Origin of the sequence: Ancylobacter sp. G4_0304, from assembly GCF_047501495.1 — a bacterium.
Classification (GTDB): Bacteria; Pseudomonadota; Alphaproteobacteria; order Rhizobiales; family Xanthobacteraceae; genus Ancylobacter.
In genome coordinates this window covers 61,276-82,848 of record NZ_JAZDRM010000010.1, presented here as the reverse complement: position 1 = coordinate 82,848, position 21,573 = coordinate 61,276, and the positions used below count along the sequence as shown (strand labels likewise).

The 21,573-nt window shown below is 67.5% G+C and carries 19 protein-coding genes; 9 read left to right on the top strand and 10 right to left on the bottom strand.

The window, feature by feature from the left end:
- Window positions 1-6: 6 nt before the first annotated feature.
- Genes dnaQ through VRZ77_RS07910 form a run of 5 tightly spaced genes read right to left on the bottom strand, consistent with a single transcriptional unit; the run spans window position 7 to window position 3,653 of the window.
- Window positions 7-708 carry a DNA polymerase III subunit epsilon gene (gene dnaQ / locus VRZ77_RS07930; RefSeq protein WP_414592125.1) on the bottom strand — a complete coding sequence of 234 codons (702 nt, stop codon included), beginning with the start codon at window positions 706-708 and terminating at the stop codon, window positions 7-9.
- Window positions 701-1,312, bottom strand: coding sequence for a dephospho-CoA kinase (coaE, locus tag VRZ77_RS07925; protein WP_414592124.1), 612 nt, complete (start codon window positions 1,310-1,312; stop codon window positions 701-703). The genes dnaQ and coaE overlap by 8 nt, the downstream gene beginning before the upstream one ends.
- Complete coding sequence (locus VRZ77_RS07920; protein ID WP_414592123.1) at window positions 1,309-2,163, bottom strand: shikimate dehydrogenase; 855 nt, start codon at window positions 2,161-2,163, stop codon at window positions 1,309-1,311. The genes coaE and VRZ77_RS07920 overlap by 4 nt, the downstream gene beginning before the upstream one ends.
- Window positions 2,160-2,777, bottom strand: coding sequence for a Maf family protein (locus VRZ77_RS07915; protein ID WP_414592122.1), 618 nt, complete (start codon window positions 2,775-2,777; stop codon window positions 2,160-2,162). Before VRZ77_RS07915 ends, VRZ77_RS07920 begins: the two co-directional genes overlap by 4 nt.
- 12 nt (window positions 2,778-2,789) lie before the next feature.
- Window positions 2,790-3,653: a pyruvate, water dikinase regulatory protein gene (locus VRZ77_RS07910; RefSeq protein WP_414592121.1), complete on the bottom strand. Its 864-nt coding sequence runs from the start codon at window positions 3,651-3,653 to the stop codon at window positions 2,790-2,792.
- Window positions 3,654-3,955: 302 nt separating this feature from the next.
- Here VRZ77_RS07910 and hemE point away from each other — a divergent pair, with 302 nt between their 5' ends.
- From hemE to VRZ77_RS07890, 4 genes are all read left to right on the top strand, one after another.
- The gene (hemE, locus tag VRZ77_RS07905) at window positions 3,956-5,023 is read left to right on the top strand and encodes a uroporphyrinogen decarboxylase (protein WP_414592120.1); all 1,068 of its coding nucleotides are present in this window, start codon (window positions 3,956-3,958) and stop codon (window positions 5,021-5,023) included.
- 17 nt (window positions 5,024-5,040) lie between these two features.
- Complete coding sequence (hemJ, locus tag VRZ77_RS07900; protein WP_414592166.1) at window positions 5,041-5,466, top strand: protoporphyrinogen oxidase HemJ; 426 nt, start codon at window positions 5,041-5,043, stop codon at window positions 5,464-5,466.
- Window positions 5,467-5,701: 235 nt separating this feature from the next.
- Window positions 5,702-6,967, top strand: coding sequence for a transcription termination factor Rho (gene rho, locus VRZ77_RS07895; RefSeq protein ID WP_414592119.1), 1,266 nt, complete (start codon window positions 5,702-5,704; stop codon window positions 6,965-6,967).
- Window positions 6,968-6,995: 28 nt separating this feature from the next.
- On the top strand, window positions 6,996-7,358 hold the full coding sequence (locus VRZ77_RS07890) for a hypothetical protein (protein WP_414592118.1): 363 nt from the start codon (window positions 6,996-6,998) through the stop codon (window positions 7,356-7,358).
- A 251-nt stretch (window positions 7,359-7,609) separates the two neighbouring features.
- Here VRZ77_RS07890 and VRZ77_RS07885 read toward each other — a convergent pair whose 3' ends face one another.
- Window positions 7,610-9,631: a thioredoxin domain-containing protein gene (locus VRZ77_RS07885; RefSeq protein ID WP_414592117.1), complete on the bottom strand. Its 2,022-nt coding sequence runs from the start codon at window positions 9,629-9,631 to the stop codon at window positions 7,610-7,612.
- Window positions 9,632-9,679: 48 nt separating this feature from the next.
- On the opposite strand from VRZ77_RS07885, the gene mnmE reads away from it, so the two are divergent.
- The 5 genes from mnmE (at window position 9,680) to VRZ77_RS07860 (ending at window position 15,565) form a co-directional block, all read left to right on the top strand.
- The gene (gene mnmE, locus VRZ77_RS07880) at window positions 9,680-11,044 is read left to right on the top strand and encodes a tRNA uridine-5-carboxymethylaminomethyl(34) synthesis GTPase MnmE (RefSeq protein WP_414592116.1); all 1,365 of its coding nucleotides are present in this window, start codon (window positions 9,680-9,682) and stop codon (window positions 11,042-11,044) included.
- Between the two features lie 145 nt (window positions 11,045-11,189).
- A complete protein-coding gene (gene mnmG, locus VRZ77_RS07875) occupies window positions 11,190-13,040 on the top strand; it encodes a tRNA uridine-5-carboxymethylaminomethyl(34) synthesis enzyme MnmG (RefSeq protein ID WP_414592115.1) in 1,851 nt (616 codons plus the stop codon).
- Window positions 13,041-13,073: 33 nt separating this feature from the next.
- Window positions 13,074-13,727, top strand: a complete 654-nt coding sequence (gene rsmG / locus VRZ77_RS07870; RefSeq protein ID WP_414592114.1) for a 16S rRNA (guanine(527)-N(7))-methyltransferase RsmG — start codon at window positions 13,074-13,076, stop codon at window positions 13,725-13,727.
- 48 nt (window positions 13,728-13,775) lie between these two features.
- A complete protein-coding gene (locus tag VRZ77_RS07865; protein WP_414592113.1) occupies window positions 13,776-14,642 on the top strand; it encodes a ParA family protein in 867 nt (288 codons plus the stop codon).
- An 11-nt stretch (window positions 14,643-14,653) separates the two neighbouring features.
- Window positions 14,654-15,565 carry a ParB/RepB/Spo0J family partition protein gene (locus tag VRZ77_RS07860; RefSeq protein WP_414592112.1) on the top strand — a complete coding sequence of 304 codons (912 nt, stop codon included), beginning with the start codon at window positions 14,654-14,656 and terminating at the stop codon, window positions 15,563-15,565.
- A gap of 20 nt (window positions 15,566-15,585) precedes the next feature.
- Here the strand turns inward: VRZ77_RS07860 and holA are convergent, their stop codons facing one another.
- The 4 genes from holA to VRZ77_RS07840 form a co-directional block, all read right to left on the bottom strand.
- A complete protein-coding gene (gene holA, locus VRZ77_RS07855) occupies window positions 15,586-16,611 on the bottom strand; it encodes a DNA polymerase III subunit delta (protein WP_414592111.1) in 1,026 nt (341 codons plus the stop codon).
- 6 nt (window positions 16,612-16,617) lie between these two features.
- Complete coding sequence (locus VRZ77_RS07850) at window positions 16,618-17,205, bottom strand: hypothetical protein (protein WP_414592110.1); 588 nt, start codon at window positions 17,203-17,205, stop codon at window positions 16,618-16,620.
- A complete protein-coding gene (gene leuS, locus VRZ77_RS07845; protein WP_414592109.1) occupies window positions 17,192-19,804 on the bottom strand; it encodes a leucine--tRNA ligase in 2,613 nt (870 codons plus the stop codon). The genes VRZ77_RS07850 and leuS overlap by 14 nt, the downstream gene beginning before the upstream one ends.
- 170 nt (window positions 19,805-19,974) lie before the next feature.
- Window positions 19,975-21,567, bottom strand: a complete 1,593-nt coding sequence (locus VRZ77_RS07840) for a diguanylate cyclase (protein ID WP_414592108.1) — start codon at window positions 21,565-21,567, stop codon at window positions 19,975-19,977.
- Window positions 21,568-21,573: the final 6 nt, after the last annotated feature.

Sequence of the window (21,573 nt, the reverse complement as noted above, 5' to 3'; positions counted from 1 at the left end):
TGCGGATTACGCCTCGCCGGCCGCGTATTCCTTCCAGAGCGCGGCCTCGCCCAGCGTCGCGATGAACGCCTGATGCGCCGCCAATTCCTCGGCGCTGAGCCGCGAGGGCAGCGGCGCCGGGCGCTGGCGCGGTCCCGCTTCCCGCCGCTCGGCGATCTCCGCGCGGGTCTCGGTCACCATCAGGCCGAGCGCGGTCTGCCGCCCGCCGCACAGTTCGGCATAAACCTCCGCCAGCAGTTCCGAATCCAGCAGCGCGCCATGCTTGGTGCGGCGCGAGGAATCGATGCCATAGCGCGACATCAGGTCGTCCAGCCGGTTTGACTGGCCGGGATGGCGGCGGCGCGCCAGGCTCAGCGTGTCCACCACCCGGTCGAAGGTCAGCGCCGGCTTACCGAGCCGCGCCAGCTCCGCATTCAGGAATCCGATATCGAAGGCCGCGTTGTGGATCACCAGCGGATCGTCGCCGATGAAGGCGAGGAAATCGTCCACCACCGCCGAGAACAGCGGCTTGTCGGCGAGGAATTCGGCGGACAGGCCGTGGACGTTGAACGCCTCGACCGGCATGTCGCGCTCGGGATTGATGTAGACGTGGAAGGACTGTCCGGTCGGGATCCGGTTGAGGATCTCGACACAGCCAAGCTCCACCAGCCGGTCGCCGCGCAGCGGGTCGAGCCCGGTGGTCTCGGTATCGAGCACGATCTCACGCATCGCCGTCTCCCGCGCGCAGCTTGTGTATCAGCGCCGCCACCTGCTGGCGGGCGTCGTCGAGCCCGTGGCCCGTCTCGATGATGAAATCGGCGCGGGCGCGCTTTTCCGAATCAGGCATCTGGCGCGACAGGATCGCCGCGAATTTCTCGTCCGTCATGCCGGGACGGGCGAGAACCCGCGCGCGCTGCACAGATTCCGGCGCCGAGACCACGACCACCGCGTCTACTCGGTCCTGCGTGCCATTCTCGAACAGCAGCGGGATGTCCAGGACTGCGAGGGGCTCGCCGTTTTCCCGCACGGCGGCGAGAAAGGCGAGCTCGCGCGCGCGCACCAGCGGGTGGACGATGGCCTCCAGCCGCTTCATCGCCGCATCGTCGCCCAGCACTTTCGGGCCGAGCCGCGCGCGGTCGATCCGCCCGCCGACCGCGACGCCGGGAAACGCCGCCTCGACCGGCGCGACGCCTTCCTGCTCGTAGATCGCATGGACGGCCGCGTCGGCATCATGCACCGGCACGCCAAGTTCGCGGAACAGCGCGGCGGTGGTGGACTTGCCCATGCCGATCGAGCCGGTGAGGCCGAGCCGGAACGGGGCGCGAACGCTCATGTGAGCTGACCCTTCGCCGCGAGGTCGGCAATGGCGAGCGCGCGCAGCTCCGGCGTCACCTCCGGCCGCACGCCGAACCAGCGCTCGAAGCCCGGCACCGCCTGGTGCAGCAGCATGCCGAGCCCGTCAACGGTGGCGAGGCCCTGCGCCTTGGCGGCACGCAGCAGCGGGGTTTGCAGCGGCACATAGACCGCATCGCTCACCAGCGCGTCCGGGGAGAGCGGCGACAGGTCGATATCGAGCGGCGGCTGGCCCTTCATGCCGAGCGAGGTGGTGTTGACCAGCAGCCGGCAGCCGGCGAGCCGGCCCGGCAGGTCGCGCCACGCCACGGGATGGACCCGCGAGCCAAATTGGTCGCGCAGCGCCTCGGCGCGGCCCAGCGTGCGGTTGACCACCGCCACCCGCCCGACCCCGCGCTCCAACAGGCCGTGGATGATGGCGCGCGAGGCGCCGCCCGCGCCCAGGACCACCGCCTCGCCCAGCGAGCGCGCCCAGTCGGGTTCGGCGGCGTCGAGATTGGCGAGGAAGCCATGGACATCGGTATTGGCGCCGTGCAGGCGGCCCTCCTCCAGCCACAGCGTGTTCACCGCGCCCAGCGCCGCCGCGACCGGATCGAGCTCCACTGCGGCGCGGAAGGCGGCTTCCTTGTGCGGGACAGTGACGTTGGCGCCGACGAGGCCGCTGGCTTTGAAATCGCTGAGAAAGGCGTCAATGGCCTCGGGCGCCACGTCGAGCCGGCCATAGGCGCCGTCGATGCCGTGCTTTTCCAGCCAGTAGCCATGGATCAGCGGCGAGCGCGAATGCGCGACCGGATGGCCGATGATCGCGGCGCGGCGGGTGGTCTCACTCACAGCACATCTCCATGCCGGCGCAGAAAGGCCAGCAGCGGCAGCAGCGGCAGGCCCAGAATGGTGGAATGGGCGCCCTCGACGCGCTCGAACAAATGGATGCCCAGCCCTTCGAGCTGGTAGGCGCCGACGCTCGACAGCACCGTGTCTCCAGCCGCATTGAGATAGGCCGCGATCGCCTCGGCATCGAGCGGGCGCATGGCGAGCCGGGCGGTATCGACCATCTCGAACAGCACCTCGCCGTCGCGGGCGAGGGCAACCGCAGCATGCAGCTCATGGGTCTTGCCGGCCAGCCGGGCGATCTGCGCGGCGGCGGCGGCTCGGTCGGCCGGCTTGTGGAAGGCCTCGGTGCCGAGTGCCAGCGTCTGGTCGGCGCCGAGCACCAGCCGACCCGGCCGGGCGGCACTCCCCGCCAGGGCTTTCGCCGCCGCGAGCTGCGACGCCACGCCGGCGGGGCTGACGCCCTGCGCGACCGCATCCGCTTCGAGCTGACGCTCGTCGACCGGAGCGTCGACGATCTCCAGCGGAATCCCGGCCGAGGCAAGGAGCGCGCGCCGCGTGGCGCTCTTCGACGCCAGCACCAGCGGCTTTTCCGCCCGCCACAGCGACCCTGACACGTCTGCGCTCACCTAGGACGCCTCGGAACGCCTGCGGCGGTGTTCCTGCAGCAGCCCGATGATCGCCGCCGCGGTTTCCTCGATGGAGCGGCGGGTGACATCGATCACCGGCCAGTCATGCTTGGCGCAGAGCCGGCGGGAAAACGCGATCTCTTCCGCCACCGAATCGCGGTCGATATAGGCGTCGTTGGGCTGGGCGGCATTGAGCCCTAGCAGGCGGTTGCGGCGGATTTCCACCACCCGCTCGGGGCTGGCCACCAAGCCGACCACCAGCGGATGCTTCAGCTCCGACAGGCCCGGGGGGATCGGCAGGTTCGGCACCAGCGGGATATTGCCGGTCTTGATGCCGCGATTGGCGAGATAGATCGCCGTCGGCGTCTTCGAGGAGCGCGAAATGCCGAGCAGCACCACGTCGGCGGCCTCAAGCCCCTCGGTGTGCTGGCCGTCATCGTGCATCACGGTGTAGTTCATGGCGTCGATGCGGCGGAAATACTCGCCGTCGAGCTGGTGCTGGCCGCCCACGCGCGGCGTCGGCACGCCGCCGAGATAGGCCTGGAACAGCCGCACCACGGGAGCGAGTACCGAAAGCACCGGAACCGAATTGTCGGTGCAGTAATTTTTCAGCCGGTTGCGCAGCTCGGGATCGGTCAGCGTGTAGAGCACAATGCCGGGATAAGCCTCGATGTCGCTGATCACCTTGTCGAGCAGCTTGTGGCTGCGTACCAGCGGGTAGATGTGCTCAATCGGCTTGACGCCGCTATATTGCGCCGCCGCCGCCCGGCCGACGCTGATCAGCGTCTCGCCGGTGGAATCCGACACAAGATGAAGGTGGTAATAGCTTTCCGTGGGCCGACTGCCGTCCGTCACGCTTTCCATCCACAGGCCTGTGCATGGAACAGGTAAAAGCCATGGCTGGACGCCGCTGGCAAGCCTTGGCTGGGGAGAAGCCGAAATTCCCTCCACAGGCCACCCGCTGTGGGAAATATGGCAGAAGGGTGTCGCGAACTACGAGGATAACCCGATGCGGGCAGCCAGCGTCTTGATAGACAAGGGTTTCGCACGCAAGAAGGCCCGCCTCCAGTCCTTGATGGCTGGGGGCCGGTTGTGGGCAGCGCGGAACGGGGCTAATGCCCCTATCTAAACAACTACGACTCTCCTTCAGAAGAGATTAATTAAGTATGAAAGAGCCGGTGGATGAGCGTTCGCACCCGGGCGGGGTGCTGTTGAACGGGGTGCTTTCAGCCCTTGATGGCCGTGTGCCCTCGCGCACCCCGATCTGGATGATGCGCCAGGCCGGGCGCTATCTGCCGGAATATCGCGAGCTGCGCGCCAAGGCCGGCGATTTCCTCACCCTCTGCTACACGCCGGACTACGCGGTCGAGGTCACGCTCCAGCCCATCCGTCGCTTCGGCTTCGATGCGGCGATCCTGTTCTCCGACATCCTGGTGGTTCCCCATGCGCTCGGCTGCTCGCTGGCCTTCGAGACCGGCGAAGGGCCGAGGCTTGGCCCGATTACCGACCTTGCCGGGCTCAACGCGCTGAGGACCGATCTGGATCCCGCGAAGATCGACCGGGTGTTTGAGGCGGTCGCCGGCATTCGGGCCGCCCTGCCGCGCGAGACCGCGCTGCTCGGCTTCTGTGGCGCCCCCTGGACGGTCGCGACTTACATGGTCGCCGGGCGCGGCACGCCGGATCAGGCTCCCGCACGGCTCGCCGCCTTCCGCGATCCGGCGTTCTTCACCGCGCTGATCGACCGTCTGGTCGAGACCTCGGCGGGATATCTCATCGGCCAGCTGCGCGCCGGCGCCGACGCGGTGCAGATTTTCGACAGCTGGTCGGGTGTGCTCGATCCCGCCGCGTTCCGGCGCTGGAGCATCGAGCCGGTGCGGCGCATCGTCGAGAAGGTGCGGGCGCAGGTGCCGGGCGCGCGCATCATCGCCTTCCCCAAGGGCGCGAGCTTGCCCGGCATCACCGAGCTGGTGGCGGCGACCGGCGTGAATGGCATCGGGCTGGACTGGAGCGCCGACCGCAAGGCCACGCGGCTCGCCGTGGGTGGCAAGGTCGCGCTTCAGGGCAATCTGGATCCGCTGGCGCTTATCGCCGGCGGGCGGGCGCTCGATGAGGAGATCGACGCGCTGATGGAGGAGTTCCACGGCGCGGCGCATATATTCAATCTCGGCCATGGCATCCGGCCGGAAACCCCGATCGCCCATGTCGAGCACATGCTGAAGCGGGTGCGGGGCTGAGCGGACAGGTCTGATTGATGCTCTATGACTGGATCAAGGCGCTGCACGTCATCGCCGTCATCTCCTGGATGGCGGGGATGCTCTATCTGCCGCGGCTGATGGTCTATCATTGCGCCGCCGAAGCCGGCTCGGTGCAGTCCGAAACCTTCAAGGTGATGGAAAGGCGGCTTTTGAAGGCGATCATGAATCCGGCGATGATCGTCACCTGGCTCGCCGGGCTGTGGATGGTGTGGGAGGCCGGCTGGTACACCGCGCCCTGGTTCCATGCGAAGTTCGCGCTGGTGCTGGCGATGAGCGGGTTTCACGGCGCTTTGTCGCGCTGGGTCAAGGACTTCGCGGCCGACCGCAACACCCGCCCGGCACGGTTCTACCGCATCGCCAACGAAGTGCCGACGCTGTTGATGATCGGCATCGTGGTGCTGGTGATCGTTAAACCTTTTTAATGATGGATCGGCAGGCTTGCGTGGAATCACGGCCTTGCCTATGGTGCGCTCACTTCCACGAAGCTGGCTGACGCCCTTTTCGTGCCGGCATCCTCCCCGTTTGCCGGCCGGAGCGTCGGACAAGGCGGCAGAAAACTGACCCGCCCGGTCCACAGACCAGCGCTTCCCTTGATCCTTATTGCCTGGTTTGAGTGTCCACTTGACCGGGGTAATCCAACTTCCGAGGCCTTTTCCCATGGGGGAAATGAAGCTCCAGGACCTCAAGTCCAAGACTCCGGCCGAACTTCTCGTGTTCGCCGAGGAACTTGAGGTCGAGAACGCCAGCACGCTGCGCAAGCAGGAGCTGATGTTCGCCATTCTCAAGCAGCTCGCTGCCCGCGAGACCGACATCATCGGTGAAGGCGTCGTCGAGATTCTCTCCGACGGTTTCGGCTTCCTGCGTTCGCCGGACGCCAATTATCTGCCCGGCCCCGACGACATCTATGTGTCGCCCAGCCAGATCCGCCGCTTCGGGCTGCGGACCGGCGACACGGTCGAGGGCCAGATCCGCTCCCCGAAAGAGGGCGAGCGCTATTTCGCGCTTCTCAAGGTCAACACGATCAATTTCGAAGACCCCGAGAAGATTCGCCACAAGATCAATTTCGACAATCTGACGCCGCTCTACCCGGATGAGCGCTTCAAGCTCGAAATCGAAGACCCGACCCGCAAGGATTTCTCGGCGCGGATCATCGATGTGGTCTCGCCGATCGGCAAGGGCCAGCGCGCGCTGATCGTCGCCCCGCCGCGTACGGGTAAAACCGTTCTCCTGCAGAACATCGCGCAGTCGATCACCACCAATCATCCCGAGTGCTACCTCATCGTGCTGCTGATTGACGAGCGGCCGGAGGAAGTCACCGACATGCAGCGTTCGGTGAAGGGCGAGGTGGTGTCCTCCACCTTCGACGAGCCGGCCGCCCGCCACGTCCAGGTCGCGGAGATGGTGATCGAGAAGGCCAAGCGCCTGGTCGAGCACAAGCGCGACGTGGTGATCCTCCTGGATTCGATCACCCGCCTCGGCCGCGCCTACAACACGGTGGTGCCGTCCTCGGGCAAGGTGCTCACCGGCGGCGTCGACGCCAACGCCCTGCAGCGCCCCAAGCGCTTCTTCGGCGCGGCGCGCAACATCGAGGAAGGCGGCTCGCTGACCATCATCGCCACGGCGCTGGTCGATACCGGCTCGCGCATGGACGAGGTGATCTTCGAGGAATTCAAGGGCACGGGTAACTCCGAAGTCATCCTCGACCGCAAGGTCTCCGACAAGCGCGTGTTCCCGGCGATCGACATCACCCGCTCGGGCACCCGCAAGGAAGAGCTCCTGGTTCCGGCCGACGTGCTCAAGAAGATGTACGTGCTGCGTCGCATCCTCAATCCAATGGGCACGGTTGACGCGATCGAGTTCCTGCTCGACAAATTGCGCCAGACCAAGACCAACAGTGACTTCTTCGATTCCATGAACACCTGAGACAAGGTGCCTGCGGGAGGGCGGGGGGATGAAGCGCTATTTCGATGGTCGTCTCGTCGCCGCCGCTCTTTTCGCGCTGACCCTGCCGGCCGGCGCGACCGGAATGGCCGAACGCGAGCCGCCCGCCATCTCGGTGTGGCTGATCATGATCGGCATCGCCATGCTGAGCTGGGTGATGACCTATCGCCGCTGGTGGCTGCCTCTGGCGATCTGGGTGCCGGCCGCGCTGTTCGTATCCACCTTGATCGCCGATTTCGCCGATCCGGTGATCGGACCGGCGGTGCGCGAGGAGCTGGGCAGTCTCTATATCTTCCAGATCGACCTCGCCGGCGCGCTGATGCTGGTCGCGCCGCTGATGTTCGCCAACCAGCGTTTCAGCCGGCAGAAGTGAGCCTTGGCAGGACTGCGCGCTTAGGGCGTGTTCCTCGATTATGCATCCTCCGGTATCGTTTCGGTGCCGAAAATACACCGTCCACAATTGCCCACAGGCGGCCATTCGATCCGCGGTCCGATCCATCGATCGCAAATGAATCGACCGCCGCCAGCGGCCATTTCTGGCGATTCCAGGGGCTGTCGGGCTGAAAGCGCTGAAATTATCCACAGGCTTGCCCACAGCCTGTCTCCACCAGCCCATCCAAACCTTCAGCCGCGCCCGTTTATGACGGCGACGGCCTCGGCCAGTCGATTCGCTTCCGTGACGGGAAGCGAGCACACCCCGCCCGCGCAGACGAACGCCACCACGCCAGCATGGCTCTGCACCTTGGCCCTCGCCGGATGGTCGTCCGGCAGCGTGGCAAGATCGCCGACCCGCTGGATCGCGACATCGAGCCTCGGAAGTTGCCGCGCGGCCTCCAGCAGTGAAGAGGCGGCCAGGCCCTCTTCGCCGACGATCACGATCTCCGGCCCGCGTAACCTCGTATCGAGCGCGTTGAGCAGACCGGCATGGCTGTAGAGGCTCGGCTGCGCGCGCGGCAGCAGGCCGTCGAACAGCCGGTCCGCGCGCTCGCGATAGGCATCCTCTCCGGTGAAGGTAGCGAGGCGGATCAGATTTCGGGCGATCAGCGCATTGGGGTTGGTCACCGCGTCGTCCGCGGTGGCGTGGGGGCGCAGGATCAGCCCCTCGGCATCGTCGGCGGTGAGATAGTAGCCGCCGTCTTCCGAAGCGTGGTGACGCTCCAGCGCGTCCGACCATTCGCGCGCGCGGGCGAGATAGTCGCCCTCCCCGGTCGCCTGATAGAGCGCCAGCGCCGCCGCGATCATCGCGGCGTAGTCGCTCGACAGACCCGGAAACACCAGCCGGCCCTCGCGCCAGCTATGACCGAGGCGCCCGTCCTTCACCATCGATTCGGCAATGAAACGGAAGGCGCGCGCCCCCAGCTCCACCCATTCCGGCCGGTCGAGCCGCGTTCCGGCTTCGGCCAGCGCGCCAATCATCAGCCCGTTCCAGTCGGCCAGCACCTTGTCGTCGCGGCCCGGCGGCACGCGCTTTGAGCGCACCTCCAGCAGCTTGTCGCGCAGCATGGCGAGGCGGAGTTCCTCGGCGCCCGAGCGCTCGACCTCCTTCAGCCGATTGGGGATCGACACGCCTTCCCAATTGCCGAACGGGGCGATGTCGTAATGCCGGGCGAAGAACTCGGCGTCCTCCGCGCCCAGCGCCTCAAGCACCTGCTTCAGCGTCCAGACATAATAGCGGCCCTCATGGCCCTCCGAATCCGCGTCGAGGCTGGCGGCGAAGGCACCGCCCTCGACGATCATCTCGCGCTCCAACCACGCCACCGTCTCCTCGGCGCGGGTGCGGAACAGCGGCTCGTGAGTCTCGTTGAAGGCGAGCGCCAGAAGCGGCAGCAGCTGGGCATTGTCGTAGAGCATCTTTTCGAAATGCGGCACCAGCCAGCGCTCGTCGACCGAATAGCGCGAATAGCCGCCACCGATATGGTCGTAGATGCCGCCCTCGCTCATGCCGTCCAGCGCATGGAGCGCGGCATTGCGGAAGCTCTCGCGCCCGGTGCGTTCATAGGCGCGCCACAGCAGCTCCAGGAATGGCGTGTTCGGGAATTTGGGCGAGCCCTGAAGGCCGCCATGCTCGGGGTCCATGATGCCGAGCACGCGGCCCGCCACATCGTCGAGCTCGTTCACACCGATGGTCACCCGCCCCGCCGGCCGCGCCTTCTGGCGCAAGCGCTCCAGAATCGCGACACGGTTATTGCCGATGCGCGGATCGCCCGAGGCATAGGCATTGGCCATGGTCTTCAGCACATCGGTGAAGGCCGGCTGGCCGTAGCGGGCTTCCTTCGGGAAATAGGTGCCGCCCCAGAACGGCGCGGCCTCGGCGTCGAGAAACATGGTCATCGGCCAGCCGCCCTGCACGCCGAGCTGCTGCAGCGCCGACATGTAGATCTGGTCGACCTCGGGCCGTTCCTCGCGATCGACCTTGATGTTCACGAAAAGCTCGTTCATCACCGCCGCGGTGGCGTCGTCCTCGAAGCTCTCATGGGCCATGACGTGGCACCAGTGGCAGGCGGCGTAGCCGATGGAGAGCAGCACCGGCCGTCCGCTGCGCCGGGCTTCCTCAAACGCCGCTGGCTCCCATTGCCACCAGTCGACCGGGTTGTCCTTGTGCTGGAGCAGGTACGGGCTGGCGGAATCCTTGAGGCGGTTCGGCAAGGTGCGTCTCCGGTGTTCTCGAACTCTTCTCTAGATAGGGCGTAGCGTTTGGACGGGCAGGATAAAAGCATAATCGCGCGCGATACGATCGCGGCCGTGTCGTCCGGCACCATGGCGGCGGCGATCGCGGTGATCCGCGTTTCCGGCTCCCAGGCCGGCGCGGCCGTGCGCGCGCTCGCCGGCCGGCTGCCGGAGCCGCGCCGGGCTCTGTTGGCCCGACTGCGCCATCCCGTCAGCGGCGAGCGGCTCGATGAGGGCCTCGTGCTGTGGTTCCCCGGCCCGGCCAGCGCCACCGGCGAGGACATGGCCGAGTTCCAGGTCCATGGCGGGCGCGCGGTCGTCGCCGCCGTGCTCGATGCCCTGTTCGCGGTGCCCGGCATCGTCCCGGCGGAGCGCGGCGACTTCACCCGTCGCGCCTGGCTGAACGGCAAGATGGACCTGACCGAGGCGGAGGGCCTCGCGGACCTGATCGCGGCGGAGACGGAGGCGCAGCGCCGGCAGGCGCTCGCCCACGCCTTCGGCCATCTCGGCCGGCAGGTCGAAGTCTGGCGCGGGTGGCTGATCCGGGCGATGGCGCTGGTCGAGGCGGGCATCGATTTCGCCGACGAGGACGACGTGCCCTCGGAAGCGCGCGCCCTCGCCCGGCCGGAAGTGGTGATGCTGCTCGCCGAGCTGGAGGCTGCCCTCGCCGACCGGCGCGGTGCCATGGTGCGCGAGGGCGCAAGCATCGCCATTGCCGGCCGGCCTAATGCCGGCAAGTCGTCGCTGATGAACGCGCTCGCCCTGCGCGAGGTTGCCATCGTCTCCGACGAGCCCGGCACCACGCGCGATGTGCTGGAAGTCGCGCTGGACCTTGGCGGCTACAAGGCGACGCTGATCGACACCGCTGGCCTGCGGGAAGCCGAGGGCAAGGTCGAGGCCGAGGGCATACGCCGCGCACAGCAGCGCATTAGCAAGGCCGATCTCGTGCTCTGGGTCCATGACTTGAGCGGGCCGGAGGCACCAGAGATCGCGATCGATTCGGAAGCGGAATTCTGGCTGCTGGGAAACAAGGCGGACCTCACCGCCGGCACGCCGGTCCTCAATGATCCTCGCGTGAGCCGACGCTTCGAGCTATCGGTCGCAACCGGCGCAGGTCTCGATGAGCTAACCGCCGCACTGGAGACGTTCGTCGCGGCGCGGGCGCAGCAGGGTGGCGAGCACCCCGCCCTTATCCGCGCACGCCAGCGTGAGGCAGCGACGCTCGCCATCTCGCATCTTAAGGCAGCGCTGGACGGTTGGGACGGGCTGAGCGAGGAATTGCTTGCGGAGGAGCTCCGCCTCGCCGGCCGGGCTCTGGCCTCGATCACCGGGCGCATCGGCGTGGAAGACCTGCTGGACGTGGTGTTCCGCGAGTTCTGTATCGGAAAATGATACGCCCCGTTTCACGTGAAACACCGCCTGACGCTAGCTGCGTGCACCGAATCGGAACCGGAACTGTTTCACGTGAATCACCCCTACCCTTGACGGCGCGGGCTGAAGCGCGTTTCAAACGGGCTCAATCCGAATGAGTGAAATCATGTCCGACCTCAGCTTCGATGTCGTGGTGGTGGGCGGCGGCCATGCGGGCACGGAGGCGGCGGCCGCCGCCGCCCGTCTCGGCGCGCGCACCGCTCTCGTCACCCACGCCCATGCCACCATCGGCACCATGTCGTGCAACCCCGCCATTGGCGGTCTCGGCAAGGGCCATCTGGTGCGCGAGGTCGATGCGCTGGATGGGTTGATGGGACGCGTCGCCGACCAGGGCGGCATCCAGTTTCGGGTCCTCAACCGGCGCAAGGGTCCGGCGGTGCGCGGCCCGCGCGCGCAGGCTGATCGCAAGCTCTATGGCGCGGCGATGCGCGCGGCAATCGATTCGCAGCCGATCCTATCGGTGGTCGAAGGGGAGGCCGGCGAGCTTTTGGTCAAGGACGGCCGCGTCACCGGCCTGATGCTGAAGGATGGCCGGCAGGTGAGCTGCGGCGCCGTGGTCATCACCACCGGCACTTTCCTCAATGGGCTGATCCATATTGGCGACCGGCAGATCCCCGCGGGGCGGATGGGCGAGCAGCCGGCCATCGGGCTCTCGGCCTCGTTGGCCCGTCTCGGCCTGCGTCTTGGTCGGTTGAAGACCGGGACGCCGCCGCGGCTCGACGGGCGCACCATCGACTGGGCCAGCCTTGAGAAGCAGGAGGGCGACGAGACGCCGGAGCCGTTCTCGATGCTCACCGCAGCGATCACCAACCCGCAGGTCGCCTGCGCCATCACCCGCACCACCCCGGAAACCCACGCCGTGATCCGCGCCAATATCGCGCGCTCCGCGATGTATTCCGGGAATATCCAGAGCGTCGGTCCGCGCTATTGCCCCTCGATCGAGGACAAGATCGTGCGCTTCGGCGAGCGCGAGGGGCACCAGATCTTCCTGGAACCGGAGGGGCTCGACGATCCGACGGTCTACCCGAATGGCATCTCCACGTCCCTGCCGGAGGATGTGCAGGCGGCGATCATCGCCTCCATCCCCGGGCTTGAGAAGACGGTGATGCTGCGGCCGGGCTACGCGATCGAGTATGACCACGTCGATCCCCGCGAGCTGGAGCCGACGCTTGAGACGCGTGCCGCGCGCGGCCTGTTCCTCGCCGGGCAGATCAACGGCACCACCGGCTATGAGGAGGCTGCCGCGCAAGGGCTGGTGGCCGGGCTCAACGCCGCCCGCCGCGCCAGCGGAACGGACGGCGTGACCTTCGACCGCTCGCAGGCCTATATCGGGGTGATGATCGACGATCTGGTGACGCGCGGCGTGAGCGAGCCCTACCGCATGTTCACCTCGCGCGCCGAATATCGCCTGTCGCTGCGCGCCGACAATGCCGACCAGCGGCTGACGCCGGTGGGCATCGAGATCGGCTGCGTCGGCGCGGAACGGGCGCGCCTGTTCGCCGCAAAGCAGGAAGCGCTGGCGCGGGTGCGCGACTGGAGCCGCTCGGTCTCGCTGACTCCTGGCGAGGGCGAGCGCCATGGCCTGACGCTGAACCGCGACGGCCAGCGCCGCACCGCCTTCGACCTGCTGTCCTATCCCCATGTCGACTGGGCGACGATCTGCCGGATCTGGCCGGAGGCCGGCACTGAGCCGGCAGCGATCGGCGAACAGGTCGAGATCGACGCCAAGTACGCGGTGTATCTCCATCGGCAAGAGGCGGACATTGCGAGTTTCCGCCGCGAGGAATCGGCGCCGCTGCCGGAAGTGGATTATCGCGCGTTGGCCGGTATCTCCAACGAGATCAAAGCCAAGCTGGAATCGATTCGGCCCCGTACCATTGGTCAGGCCAGCCGGATCGACGGCATGACGCCGACCGCGCTGGCGCTGCTCGCCGCTCACGCCCGCCGCGCGCGCTGAGCCTGCGTGCCTGGTGACATGGTACACTGTGCCATGACCGATGCTGATTCGACCGACCGCGCCCGCGCCCTCAAGCTGACCCCTGTTTCACGTGAAACAGAGGATCGGCTCGTTGCTATCGTTGCACTACTGGAAAAATGGCAGCGCACCATCAATCTGGTCGCGCCTTCCAGCCTGCCCCACGTCTGGACCCGCCACGTCGCGGATTCGCTGCAGCTCGTGCCGCTGGCGGGCAATGTCTCGCGCTGGGTCGATCTCGGCTCGGGCGGCGGCTTTCCCGGCCTGCCGGTCGCGGCGGCGCTTGCCGAATTCACCGAAACCGACATCACGCTGGTGGAGAGCGACAGCCGCAAGGCCGCCTTCCTGCGCGAGGCCGCGCGCATTGCGGAGCTGCCGGCCACCGTACTGCCGGCGCGGATCGAGCAGATCGCACCCAAGATCGCACAGGGCGTGGAGGTGGTTTCCGCCCGCGCGCTTGCACCGCTGCCGAAGCTTCTGGAGCTGGCCTATCCGTTCCTTGCACAGGGAGCGAAAGGGCTGTTCCTCAAGGGACAAGATGTTGATAACGAATTGACCGAAGCCTCTAAATCTTGGAGAATCGAGGCCTCGGTTGAGCAGAGCCTGACCGATCCGGGCGGCCGGGTTTTGATCGTTACCGGAGCCGAGCCGCTCAGATCCGCGACGTGATCGAACATAGTGCCAGCGCCCTTGACCGGGCCTTTCGGGGTCGAAGCCATGACGGAAAGTCGCGACACGACACTTGACGCTCTCACCACGCCGCGCCCGGTCAGCCAGCCGCGCGTGCTCGCCCTCGCCAACCAGAAGGGCGGTGTCGGCAAGACCACGACCGCGATCAATCTCGGAACCGCGCTCGCCGCGATCGGCGAGACCGTGCTGGTGATCGATCTCGATCCGCAGGGCAATGCCTCCACCGGCCTCGGCATCGACCGCCGCAGCCGCCGGGTCTCGACCTATGATGTGCTGACCCAGGATGTCAGCCTGCGCGAGGCGGTGCTGCACACGGCGGTGCCGCGGCTTCATATTGCGCCGTCGACCATGGACCTTTCCGGGCTGGAACTGGAGCTTGCCTCCGCGCGTGATCGGGCGTTCCGGCTGCGGGATGCCATTCGGTCGCTGAACTCGATTCAGGAACGAAACGATCAGCCGGCCTATAGCTATGTGCTGATCGACTGCCCGCCCTCGCTGAACCTCATCACGGTCAACGCCATGGCGGCGGCCAATGCCATTCTGGTGCCGCTGCAGTGCGAGTTCTTCGCGCTGGAAGGGCTGTCCCAGCTCCTCAGCACCGTCGAGCAGGTGCGGAGCACCCTGAACCCGGGCCTCACCATTCACGGCATCGTGCTGACGATGTTTGATGCCCGAAACAATCTCTCCACCCAGGTGGTGGAAGACGTGCGGCAGTTCATGGGCGAGAAGGTCTATGAGACCATCATCCCCCGCAATGTCCGGGTGTCCGAGGCGCCGTCCTATGGCAAGCCGGTGCTGCTGTATGATCTGAAATGCGTCGGGTCGCAGGCCTATCTTCGTCTCGCATCCGAAATAATTCAACGCGAGCGCAATCTGCGCGCTCAGGCGGCCTGAGGGAGGGTTTGATGGCAATGGCGGAAGATGGCGGGCGTTCGCGTCTGGGTCGTGGCCTCGCCGCCCTGATCGGCGACATGGGCGAGATTTCGGAGATCGGCACCGATCGTCCGCGCGCCGTTGTCGGCCAGCGCAAGGTGCCGCTCGCCTTCCTGCGCGCCAATCCGAAGAACCCCCGCCGCAGCTTTGGCGAGGAGGATCTGGAAGACCTCGCCGCCTCGATCCGCGAGCGCGGCGTGATCCAGCCGATCGTGGTGCGCCAGGTTCCGGGCGAGCGCGACGCGTTCGAGATCGTCGCCGGCGAGCGCCGCTGGCGCGCCTCGCAGCGCGCCGGTATCCACGAGGTGCCGATCGTGGTGGTCGAGGTCGACGACCGCGGTGCGCTCGAAATCGCCATAATCGAGAACGTGCAGCGCGCCGACCTCAACCCGCTGGAAGAGGCGACCGGCTACCAGGCCCTCGCCGACCAGTTCGGCTATTCGCAGAACGACGTCGCCCGCGTCATCGGCAAGAGCCGCAGCCATGTCGCCAACACGCTGCGCCTGCTGAAGCTGCCGGACACGGTGAAGACCTATCTTGCCGAGGGCTTGCTTTCCGCCGGCCATGCCCGTGCGCTGCTGACTCAGGACGATCCCGAGGGCCTCGCTCGGGTCATCGTCGAGCAGGGCATGAATGTGCGCGCCATTGAGGCGTTGGCGCAGGAGCTCAACAACGCGAAGGCGGAAGCGGCGGGCAAGCCGGCCCGCAAGCCGCGCGTCGCGCCGGAAGTCGATGCCGACACACGCGCGCTGGAGCGCCGGCTGTCCGATGCGCTGGGGCTCAACGTCTCGGTGCGCCATGAAGGCGAGGCGGGCGAAATCCGCATCCGCTACGCCTCACTCGACCAGCTCGACGAGGTGTGCCGGCTGCTGGCCGGCGCCTGAGCGTCGTCAATCCCCGACGCTTAGCCGCGGCGGGCGCCGGCGGCGAGCTGGAACAGCGCGCGCTCGGCAATGGCCGGGCCGAGCCCGGCATTCCGCCGCGCCGCCAGCAAGGCGTCGTCCAGGGTAAGCAGAGCCTTTTCCAGCCGCGCGGCGCTCCAGCCGCGAAGTGCCTGTTCAATCAAGGGCTTGCGCCGGAAATGGATCGCCGGCCGCGCGCCCTCGATCGCCCGCTCCACGCTGCCGCCGGCTTCGATGCCAAGCCGCATCGCGTGCAGCGACTGCATCGCCCGCCCGACCGCACCAAGCACGATGTCCGGCCGCATGCCCTCCCCCGTCGCCTTGGCGAAGGCGGTGGCCATCTCGGCCGACTGCCCGGCCAGGGCGGAATCGGCGATCTCGTCCAGAGCGAGGCTCGACGCGTCGCCGACGATGGCGCGGACATGCGCGCCGGTGATGGAACGTTCGCCGGCGGCATAGAGCAGCAGCTTGGCGATCTCCCCGCGCGAGGCGGCACGATCGCCGCCTAGCAGCCCCATCAGCTCGGCCTTCGCGTCGCGCTCGATGGCGATGCCGGCCTCCATGGTCATGGTGTCGATCAGCCGGGACAGGTCGCGATCGGAATCAGCATAGCAGGCGATGGCGAGCGCACGGGGCGAGGCCTCGCACAAAGCCCGCAGGCCCATGCCGCGCTTGAGGTCGCCGGCCTCGATCACCACCACGGCGTCGGCGGGCGGGGCGGCCAGCAGCGCCTCGACGGCGGGGCCGATATTCTTCGAGCCGGCACGCACCGAGATGACGCGCCGCCCGCCGAACAGCGCAATGGTGCCGGCCTCATCGACAAGCCGGCCCGGATCGCCGGCGATCTCGTCGCCATCGAGCCGCACCAGTCCGAACGGGTCGGTCGAGCCCTCGCCGGCCTTGGCGAGATAGCCCCGGGCGCGCTCGCGCACCAGCCCGCTGTCCGGCCCGAACAGCAGCACGACCGGGCGCAGCGGATCGAGCCGGGAGAGCGTCGCCTCGACGTCGCCGGGCCTGACCGCAACCATGAAGCCTCAGCTCTTGGGGGTGCGGGTCAGGAAATAGGAGGCGAGCTGGCCGCGAATCATCTCGGCCGCCATGGTCGCCGAGCGGTTCTGCGCGTCGCGAATGGCGCGCGAGCGGGCGAAGCGCTGATAGCCGCTGTCCAGCGAGGCGGTGCCGAAGCCCCTGCCCGATTTCAGCGGAACCTTGGGATCGGCATTGTCGAACAGCTGCCAGCCGACATCGACGCGCACGATCTCGACCTCCGGCAGGCCGGTCACCGAGTTCACCACGGCGGAGGTGGTGGTGGTTTCCTTCACGCTTAGCACCAGCTTGTAGGGCACGCCGACCGGATTGCCCGCCCCGCCGGTGAGGCCGAAGATCAGGTCGTTGCGGACCTCATTGCCGACGCGGCCCTGGACGAACACGACCTCCACATCGTCGAAGGCCTGCGCGAGCGTGCCGCCATCGGTGCCGGGCACGGTCTGGGCGTACATCGGCTGGAAACAGCCGGCGGTCGAGGCCGCGAGCAACCCGACCACGGCCAGGCCGAGCAGGCGGCGGGCGTTGAGGCGACGCATGGTGGGGCGGGCGATGGTCATCGGGTCAAACAACGACATTCACGATCCTCTGAGGAACCACGATGATACGCTTCGGCGCGCGTCCGTCGAGTACCTGTCTCACGGCATCGAGCGCGAGCACAGCCTGCTCGACCTCCGCAGGCGAGGCCTCGGCCGGCACGGTAACATCGGCGCGGCGCTTGCCGTTGATTTGAATCGGCAGCGTAACGGTGTCGTCGACCAGCAGCGCGGGGTCGGTCTCCGGCCAGCCGGCCTCGACGGCGAGACCCTTGCCGCCCAGAACCACCCAGCATTCTTCCGCCAGATGCGGCACCATCGGCGCGACCGCGCTCACCAGGAACAGGGCGGCCTCGCGCAGGGCGAATGCAAGGTCGGGCGCGGGCGCGGCCGCCTTGCGGGCGGCTGTCAGCGCATCGCCGAACACATTGGCGAAGGCGTGGACCCGCGCCACCGCCACGTTGAAGCGCAGGCGCTCCACATCGTCGGCGGTCTGGGCGGCGAGCTTGTGCGCGGCGCGCCGCAGCGCGGTCGCTTCCGGCCCTATGGTCGAGGGCACGACGAGCGCCTCCGGGGCGAGAGCCACCGTGTCGCCAACGAGGCGCCAGATGCGCTGCATGAAGCGCCAGGCGCCCTCGATGCCGCGATCGGTCCATTCGCTGTCGCGCTCGGGCGGGGTGTCGGAGAGCATGAACCAGCGCGCGGCGTCGACGCCATAGGTGTCGGCGACGATCTCCGGCGGCACCACGTTCTTCTTGGACTTCGACATCTTCTCCGGCGGGCCGACCGTGACCGGCTCGTCGGTCCCGACCTTGACCGAGCTGCCGTCCGGCCGCTTCTCGACCTCCTCGGGGAACAGCCATTTGCCGGCTGAATCCTTGTAGGTCTCGTGGACGATCATCCCTTGCGTGAACAGGCCGGCGAACGGCTCGTCCACCGTGACCCGGCCGATCTTCTTCAGCGTGCGGGTGAAGAAGCGCGAATAGAGCAGGTGCAGGATCGCGTGCTCGATGCCGCCAATATACTGGTCGACCGCGAGCCAGTGATCGGCGGCGCCCTTCTGCAGCGGCGCCGTGCCGGGCTCGGAGGCGAAGCGCGCGAAATACCAGGACGAATCCACGAAGGTGTCCATGGTGTCGGTTTCGCGCCGCGCCGGCCGGCCACAGCTCGGGCAGTTCACGTGCTTCCAGGTCGGGTGGCGGTCGAGCGGATTGCCCGGCGCGTCGAAGCTGACATCCTCCGGCAGGCGCACCGGCAGCTCGGCCTCGGGCACCGGAACCGGTCCGCAGCTCTCGCAATGCACGATCGGGATCGGGCAGCCCCAGTAGCGCTGGCGCGAAATGCCCCAGTCGCGCAGCCGGTAGTTCACCGCGCGCTCGCCCACCGGCTCGCCGCCGAGCATCTCCTTTTCGAGCCGCGCGGCCACCGCTTCCTTGGCGTCCGGGATCGACAGCCCGTCGAGGAAGCCGGAATGCATCAGCGTGCCGTCGCCGTCATAGGGCAGGCTCTCCATGCCGAAGCCCGCCTCGTCGGCGCCGGGCGGCAGCACGACGGGCGTGATCGGCAGGCCGTATTTGCTGGCGAAGTCGAAATCTCGCTGGTCATGGGCGGGGCAGCCGAAAATGGCGCCGGTGCCGTATTCCATCAGCACGAAATTCGCCACATAGACCGGCAAATGCGGCCCGCCCAGCGGGTGGCGCACCTTCAGCCCGGTGTCGAAGCCCATCTTTTCCTGGGTCTCGATCTCGGCGGTCGAAGTGCCGCCGCGCCGGCATTCCTCGACGAAGGCGGCCAGCGCGGGATTGTCCGCGGCCAGCGTCTCGGTGAGCGGATGGCCAGGCGAGAGCGCGAGGAAGGAGGCGCCGAACAGCGTGTCCGGCCGCGTGGTGTAGACCTTGATCTCCTGCGCGGCGCGGTAGGGCGCGTTCTCCAGCACGAAGCGGACATGCAGGCCCTCGGAGCGGCCGATCCAGTTGCGCTGCATCAGGCGCACCTTGTCGGGCCAGCGCTCCAGCGTGTCGAGCCCGGCCAGCAGTTCCTCGGAGGCGGCGGAGATGCGGAAGAACCACTGCGCCAGCTTACGGCGCTCCACCAGCGCGCCCGAGCGCCAGCCGCGCCCGTCGATCACCTGCTCATTGGCGAGCACGGTGTTGTCGACCGGGTCCCAGTTCACCTCGCTCTCGCGGCGGTAGACGAAGCCGGCCTTCAGGAATTCGAGGAAGATGCGCTGCTGCTCGCCATAATAGGACGGGTCGCAGGTCGCGATCTCGCGCGACCAGTCCAGCGACAGGCCGAGCAGCTTGAGCTGCGCGCGCATCGTGTCGATGTTCTCGTAGGTCCACTTGCCGGGATGGGTGTTGCGCTCGATGGCGGCGTTCTCTGCCGGCAGGCCGAACGCGTCCCAGCCCATTGGGTGCAGGACGTTGAAGCCCTTCATGCGCTTGAAGCGCGCCACCACGTCGCCCATGACGTAGTTGCGCCCGTGGCCGATATGGATGCGCCCGGACGGATAGGGGAACATCTCCAGCACGTAGTATTTGGGACGGGGGTCGTCGTTCCGGGTGCGGAAGATACCGCGCTCGTCCCAGATTTTCTGCCAGCGGGGCTCGGCCTCGCGGGCATTGTAACGCTCGGTGCTCATCGGACGTGATCTTGGGCTTAAGGAGAGGGACTTCAAGGACAAATATAGGCGCGGAAGGGCCCGTCCGCCCGGCTGGACAGGCCAGCGCCGGCGTCGAGCCGATGGGCCGGGACTAGGACACGAAGTCACGCGCCGGGTCAACCTTCGCGCCGGTCCGGAGCCCCGCCGGCTCAGGACAGGTTCGAGGTGCGGACCTCGAAGGGCGGCGCCGAGCGTACCGTGTTGCGGCCGGCTTCCTTGGCGGCGTAGAGCGCCTTGTCGGCGGCCTGTTGCAGATCGCTGCTGCTGAAATCGGGTCCCGGCCGCCCCGCGGCGCACCCGACCGAGATGGTGACGACGCCGTCCTGGCTGCCGCTATGGGGAATGGCGAGCTGCTCCACCGCCTGGCGCAGGCGCTGCGCCACTTCCTGCGCCGGGCCGATATCGGCGCCGGGCATGATCACCGCGAATTCCTCGCCGCCGATGCGGGCGATGACGTCGGTGCCGCGAACCGTCGCCATCATGGCCTGCGCCACGCGGCGGATGCAGTCGTCGCCCTTGCCGTGGCCGTAGCGGTCGTTGAACAGCTTGAAGCGATCGATGTCGATCATCAGCATGGCGAGGTTCGGCACCGTGCTCCATTGCAGCGCTAGCACCGAATCGAAGCTGCGGCGATTGGCAATGCCGGTCAGTGGGTCGAGGCTGGCGAGCGAGTTGAGCCGGCGATTGGCGCTGCGCAGTGCGGATTCGCGGCGGGTCAGTTCGTCCGCCATTGCCTCGAAGGCGACCACGAGCGGCTGCAACTCGGTGATCAGCGGGCCATCCTGTTCGCGCTGGTCGTCCTCGCCGCGACCGAAGCGGGCGAGCCGGGCGGCGAGTGTCAGCACCGGGGCGACGATGAGACGCTCGCCGGCGATCCACAGGCCGAGGAAGATGATGAAGCTTGCCGCCAGCAGCGTGGTCGCGGCGCGCCAGGTGGCGCTCTCGACCTGAGCGGTCATGGCGGCCCTGTCGAGCCCGACCAGGAGATGCATGTTGCTGGAAGGCAGGCGGACGAAGCCGTAGATCCGGCTCACGCCATCCACGCCATCCGCGATGATCGTGCCGCGCGAGCGGCTCAGCGCGCGGGCGACGAATTCGGTCGAGCGCAGGTTCTTGCCGATAAGGTTGGGCATGTCCGGTTGCGCCTGGATCACCACGCCCTCGGCGTCGACCATGATGATCTCAGCGCTGGGATTCAAGCGCCCGATCGCCGAGCGCGGGAACATGTCGTTCAGCGACACGCGGGCGAGCAGGATGGCGGTAACGGCTCCGCCCTCGCCGACCACCGGCTGAGACGCGAAGATCGTGGGAGCCGCGGTGGCATAGCTGCGGGCGACGGTCGTGAGCGCAGGAAGACCCTTGATCCCGAGGAGGAAATATTCACGCGCCGACAGATCAAGCCCGATGCCGGCCGGCGCCGAGGAGCAGGTGATTATTCCGTCGCGATCGAGAACAGACAGCGATTCGACCAGCGACGAGGCTTCGACCACCTGGCGAAGAGTGCCGCACTTCGCGGGATCGTTCAGGAGCGGGCCTTCGGCGGCCAGCGTCAGCAGGATGGAGCGCACCCCGGTGAGCACCTTCTCGAAATGGCCGGCGCCCTGCTCCGTGAGGTCCAGGACCTCGCGTTCCTTGATCTCGAGAGTGGTGGCGTGGAGGCTGATGATGCCGATCACACGCTCGCCGATCAGCAGGGTCATCGCCAGAATGGCCAGGGCCACCAGACGGGTGCGAAGGCTCACCACGCG

Bases quoted from the DNA above. Each gene is read 5' to 3' on its own strand.
- VRZ77_RS07890 (WP_414592118.1), top strand. From the start codon at position 6,996: ATGAAGCGCTATTTCGATGGTCGTCTCGTCGCCGCCGCTCTTTTCGCG.
- coaE (WP_414592124.1), bottom strand. From the start codon at position 1,312: ATGAGCGTTCGCGCCCCGTTCCGGCTCGGCCTCACCGGCTCGATCGGC.
- VRZ77_RS07865 (WP_414592113.1), top strand. From the start codon at position 13,776: ATGACGGAAAGTCGCGACACGACACTTGACGCTCTCACCACGCCGCGC.
- VRZ77_RS07850 (WP_414592110.1), bottom strand. From the start codon at position 17,205: ATGTCGTTGTTTGACCCGATGACCATCGCCCGCCCCACCATGCGTCGC.
- holA (WP_414592111.1), bottom strand. From the start codon at position 16,611: ATGGTTGCGGTCAGGCCCGGCGACGTCGAGGCGACGCTCTCCCGGCTC.
- VRZ77_RS07860 (WP_414592112.1), top strand. From the start codon at position 14,654: ATGGCAATGGCGGAAGATGGCGGGCGTTCGCGTCTGGGTCGTGGCCTC.
- mnmG (WP_414592115.1), top strand. From the start codon at position 11,190: ATGTCCGACCTCAGCTTCGATGTCGTGGTGGTGGGCGGCGGCCATGCG.
- rho (WP_414592119.1), top strand. From the start codon at position 5,702: ATGGGGGAAATGAAGCTCCAGGACCTCAAGTCCAAGACTCCGGCCGAA.
- dnaQ (WP_414592125.1), bottom strand. From the start codon at position 708: ATGCGTGAGATCGTGCTCGATACCGAGACCACCGGGCTCGACCCGCTG.
- leuS (WP_414592109.1), bottom strand. From the start codon at position 19,804: ATGAGCACCGAGCGTTACAATGCCCGCGAGGCCGAGCCCCGCTGGCAG.
- rsmG (WP_414592114.1), top strand. From the start codon at position 13,074: ATGACCGATGCTGATTCGACCGACCGCGCCCGCGCCCTCAAGCTGACC.
- hemJ (WP_414592166.1), top strand. From the start codon at position 5,041: ATGCTCTATGACTGGATCAAGGCGCTGCACGTCATCGCCGTCATCTCC.
- hemE (WP_414592120.1), top strand. From the start codon at position 3,956: ATGAAAGAGCCGGTGGATGAGCGTTCGCACCCGGGCGGGGTGCTGTTG.
- VRZ77_RS07910 (WP_414592121.1), bottom strand. From the start codon at position 3,653: ATGGAAAGCGTGACGGACGGCAGTCGGCCCACGGAAAGCTATTACCAC.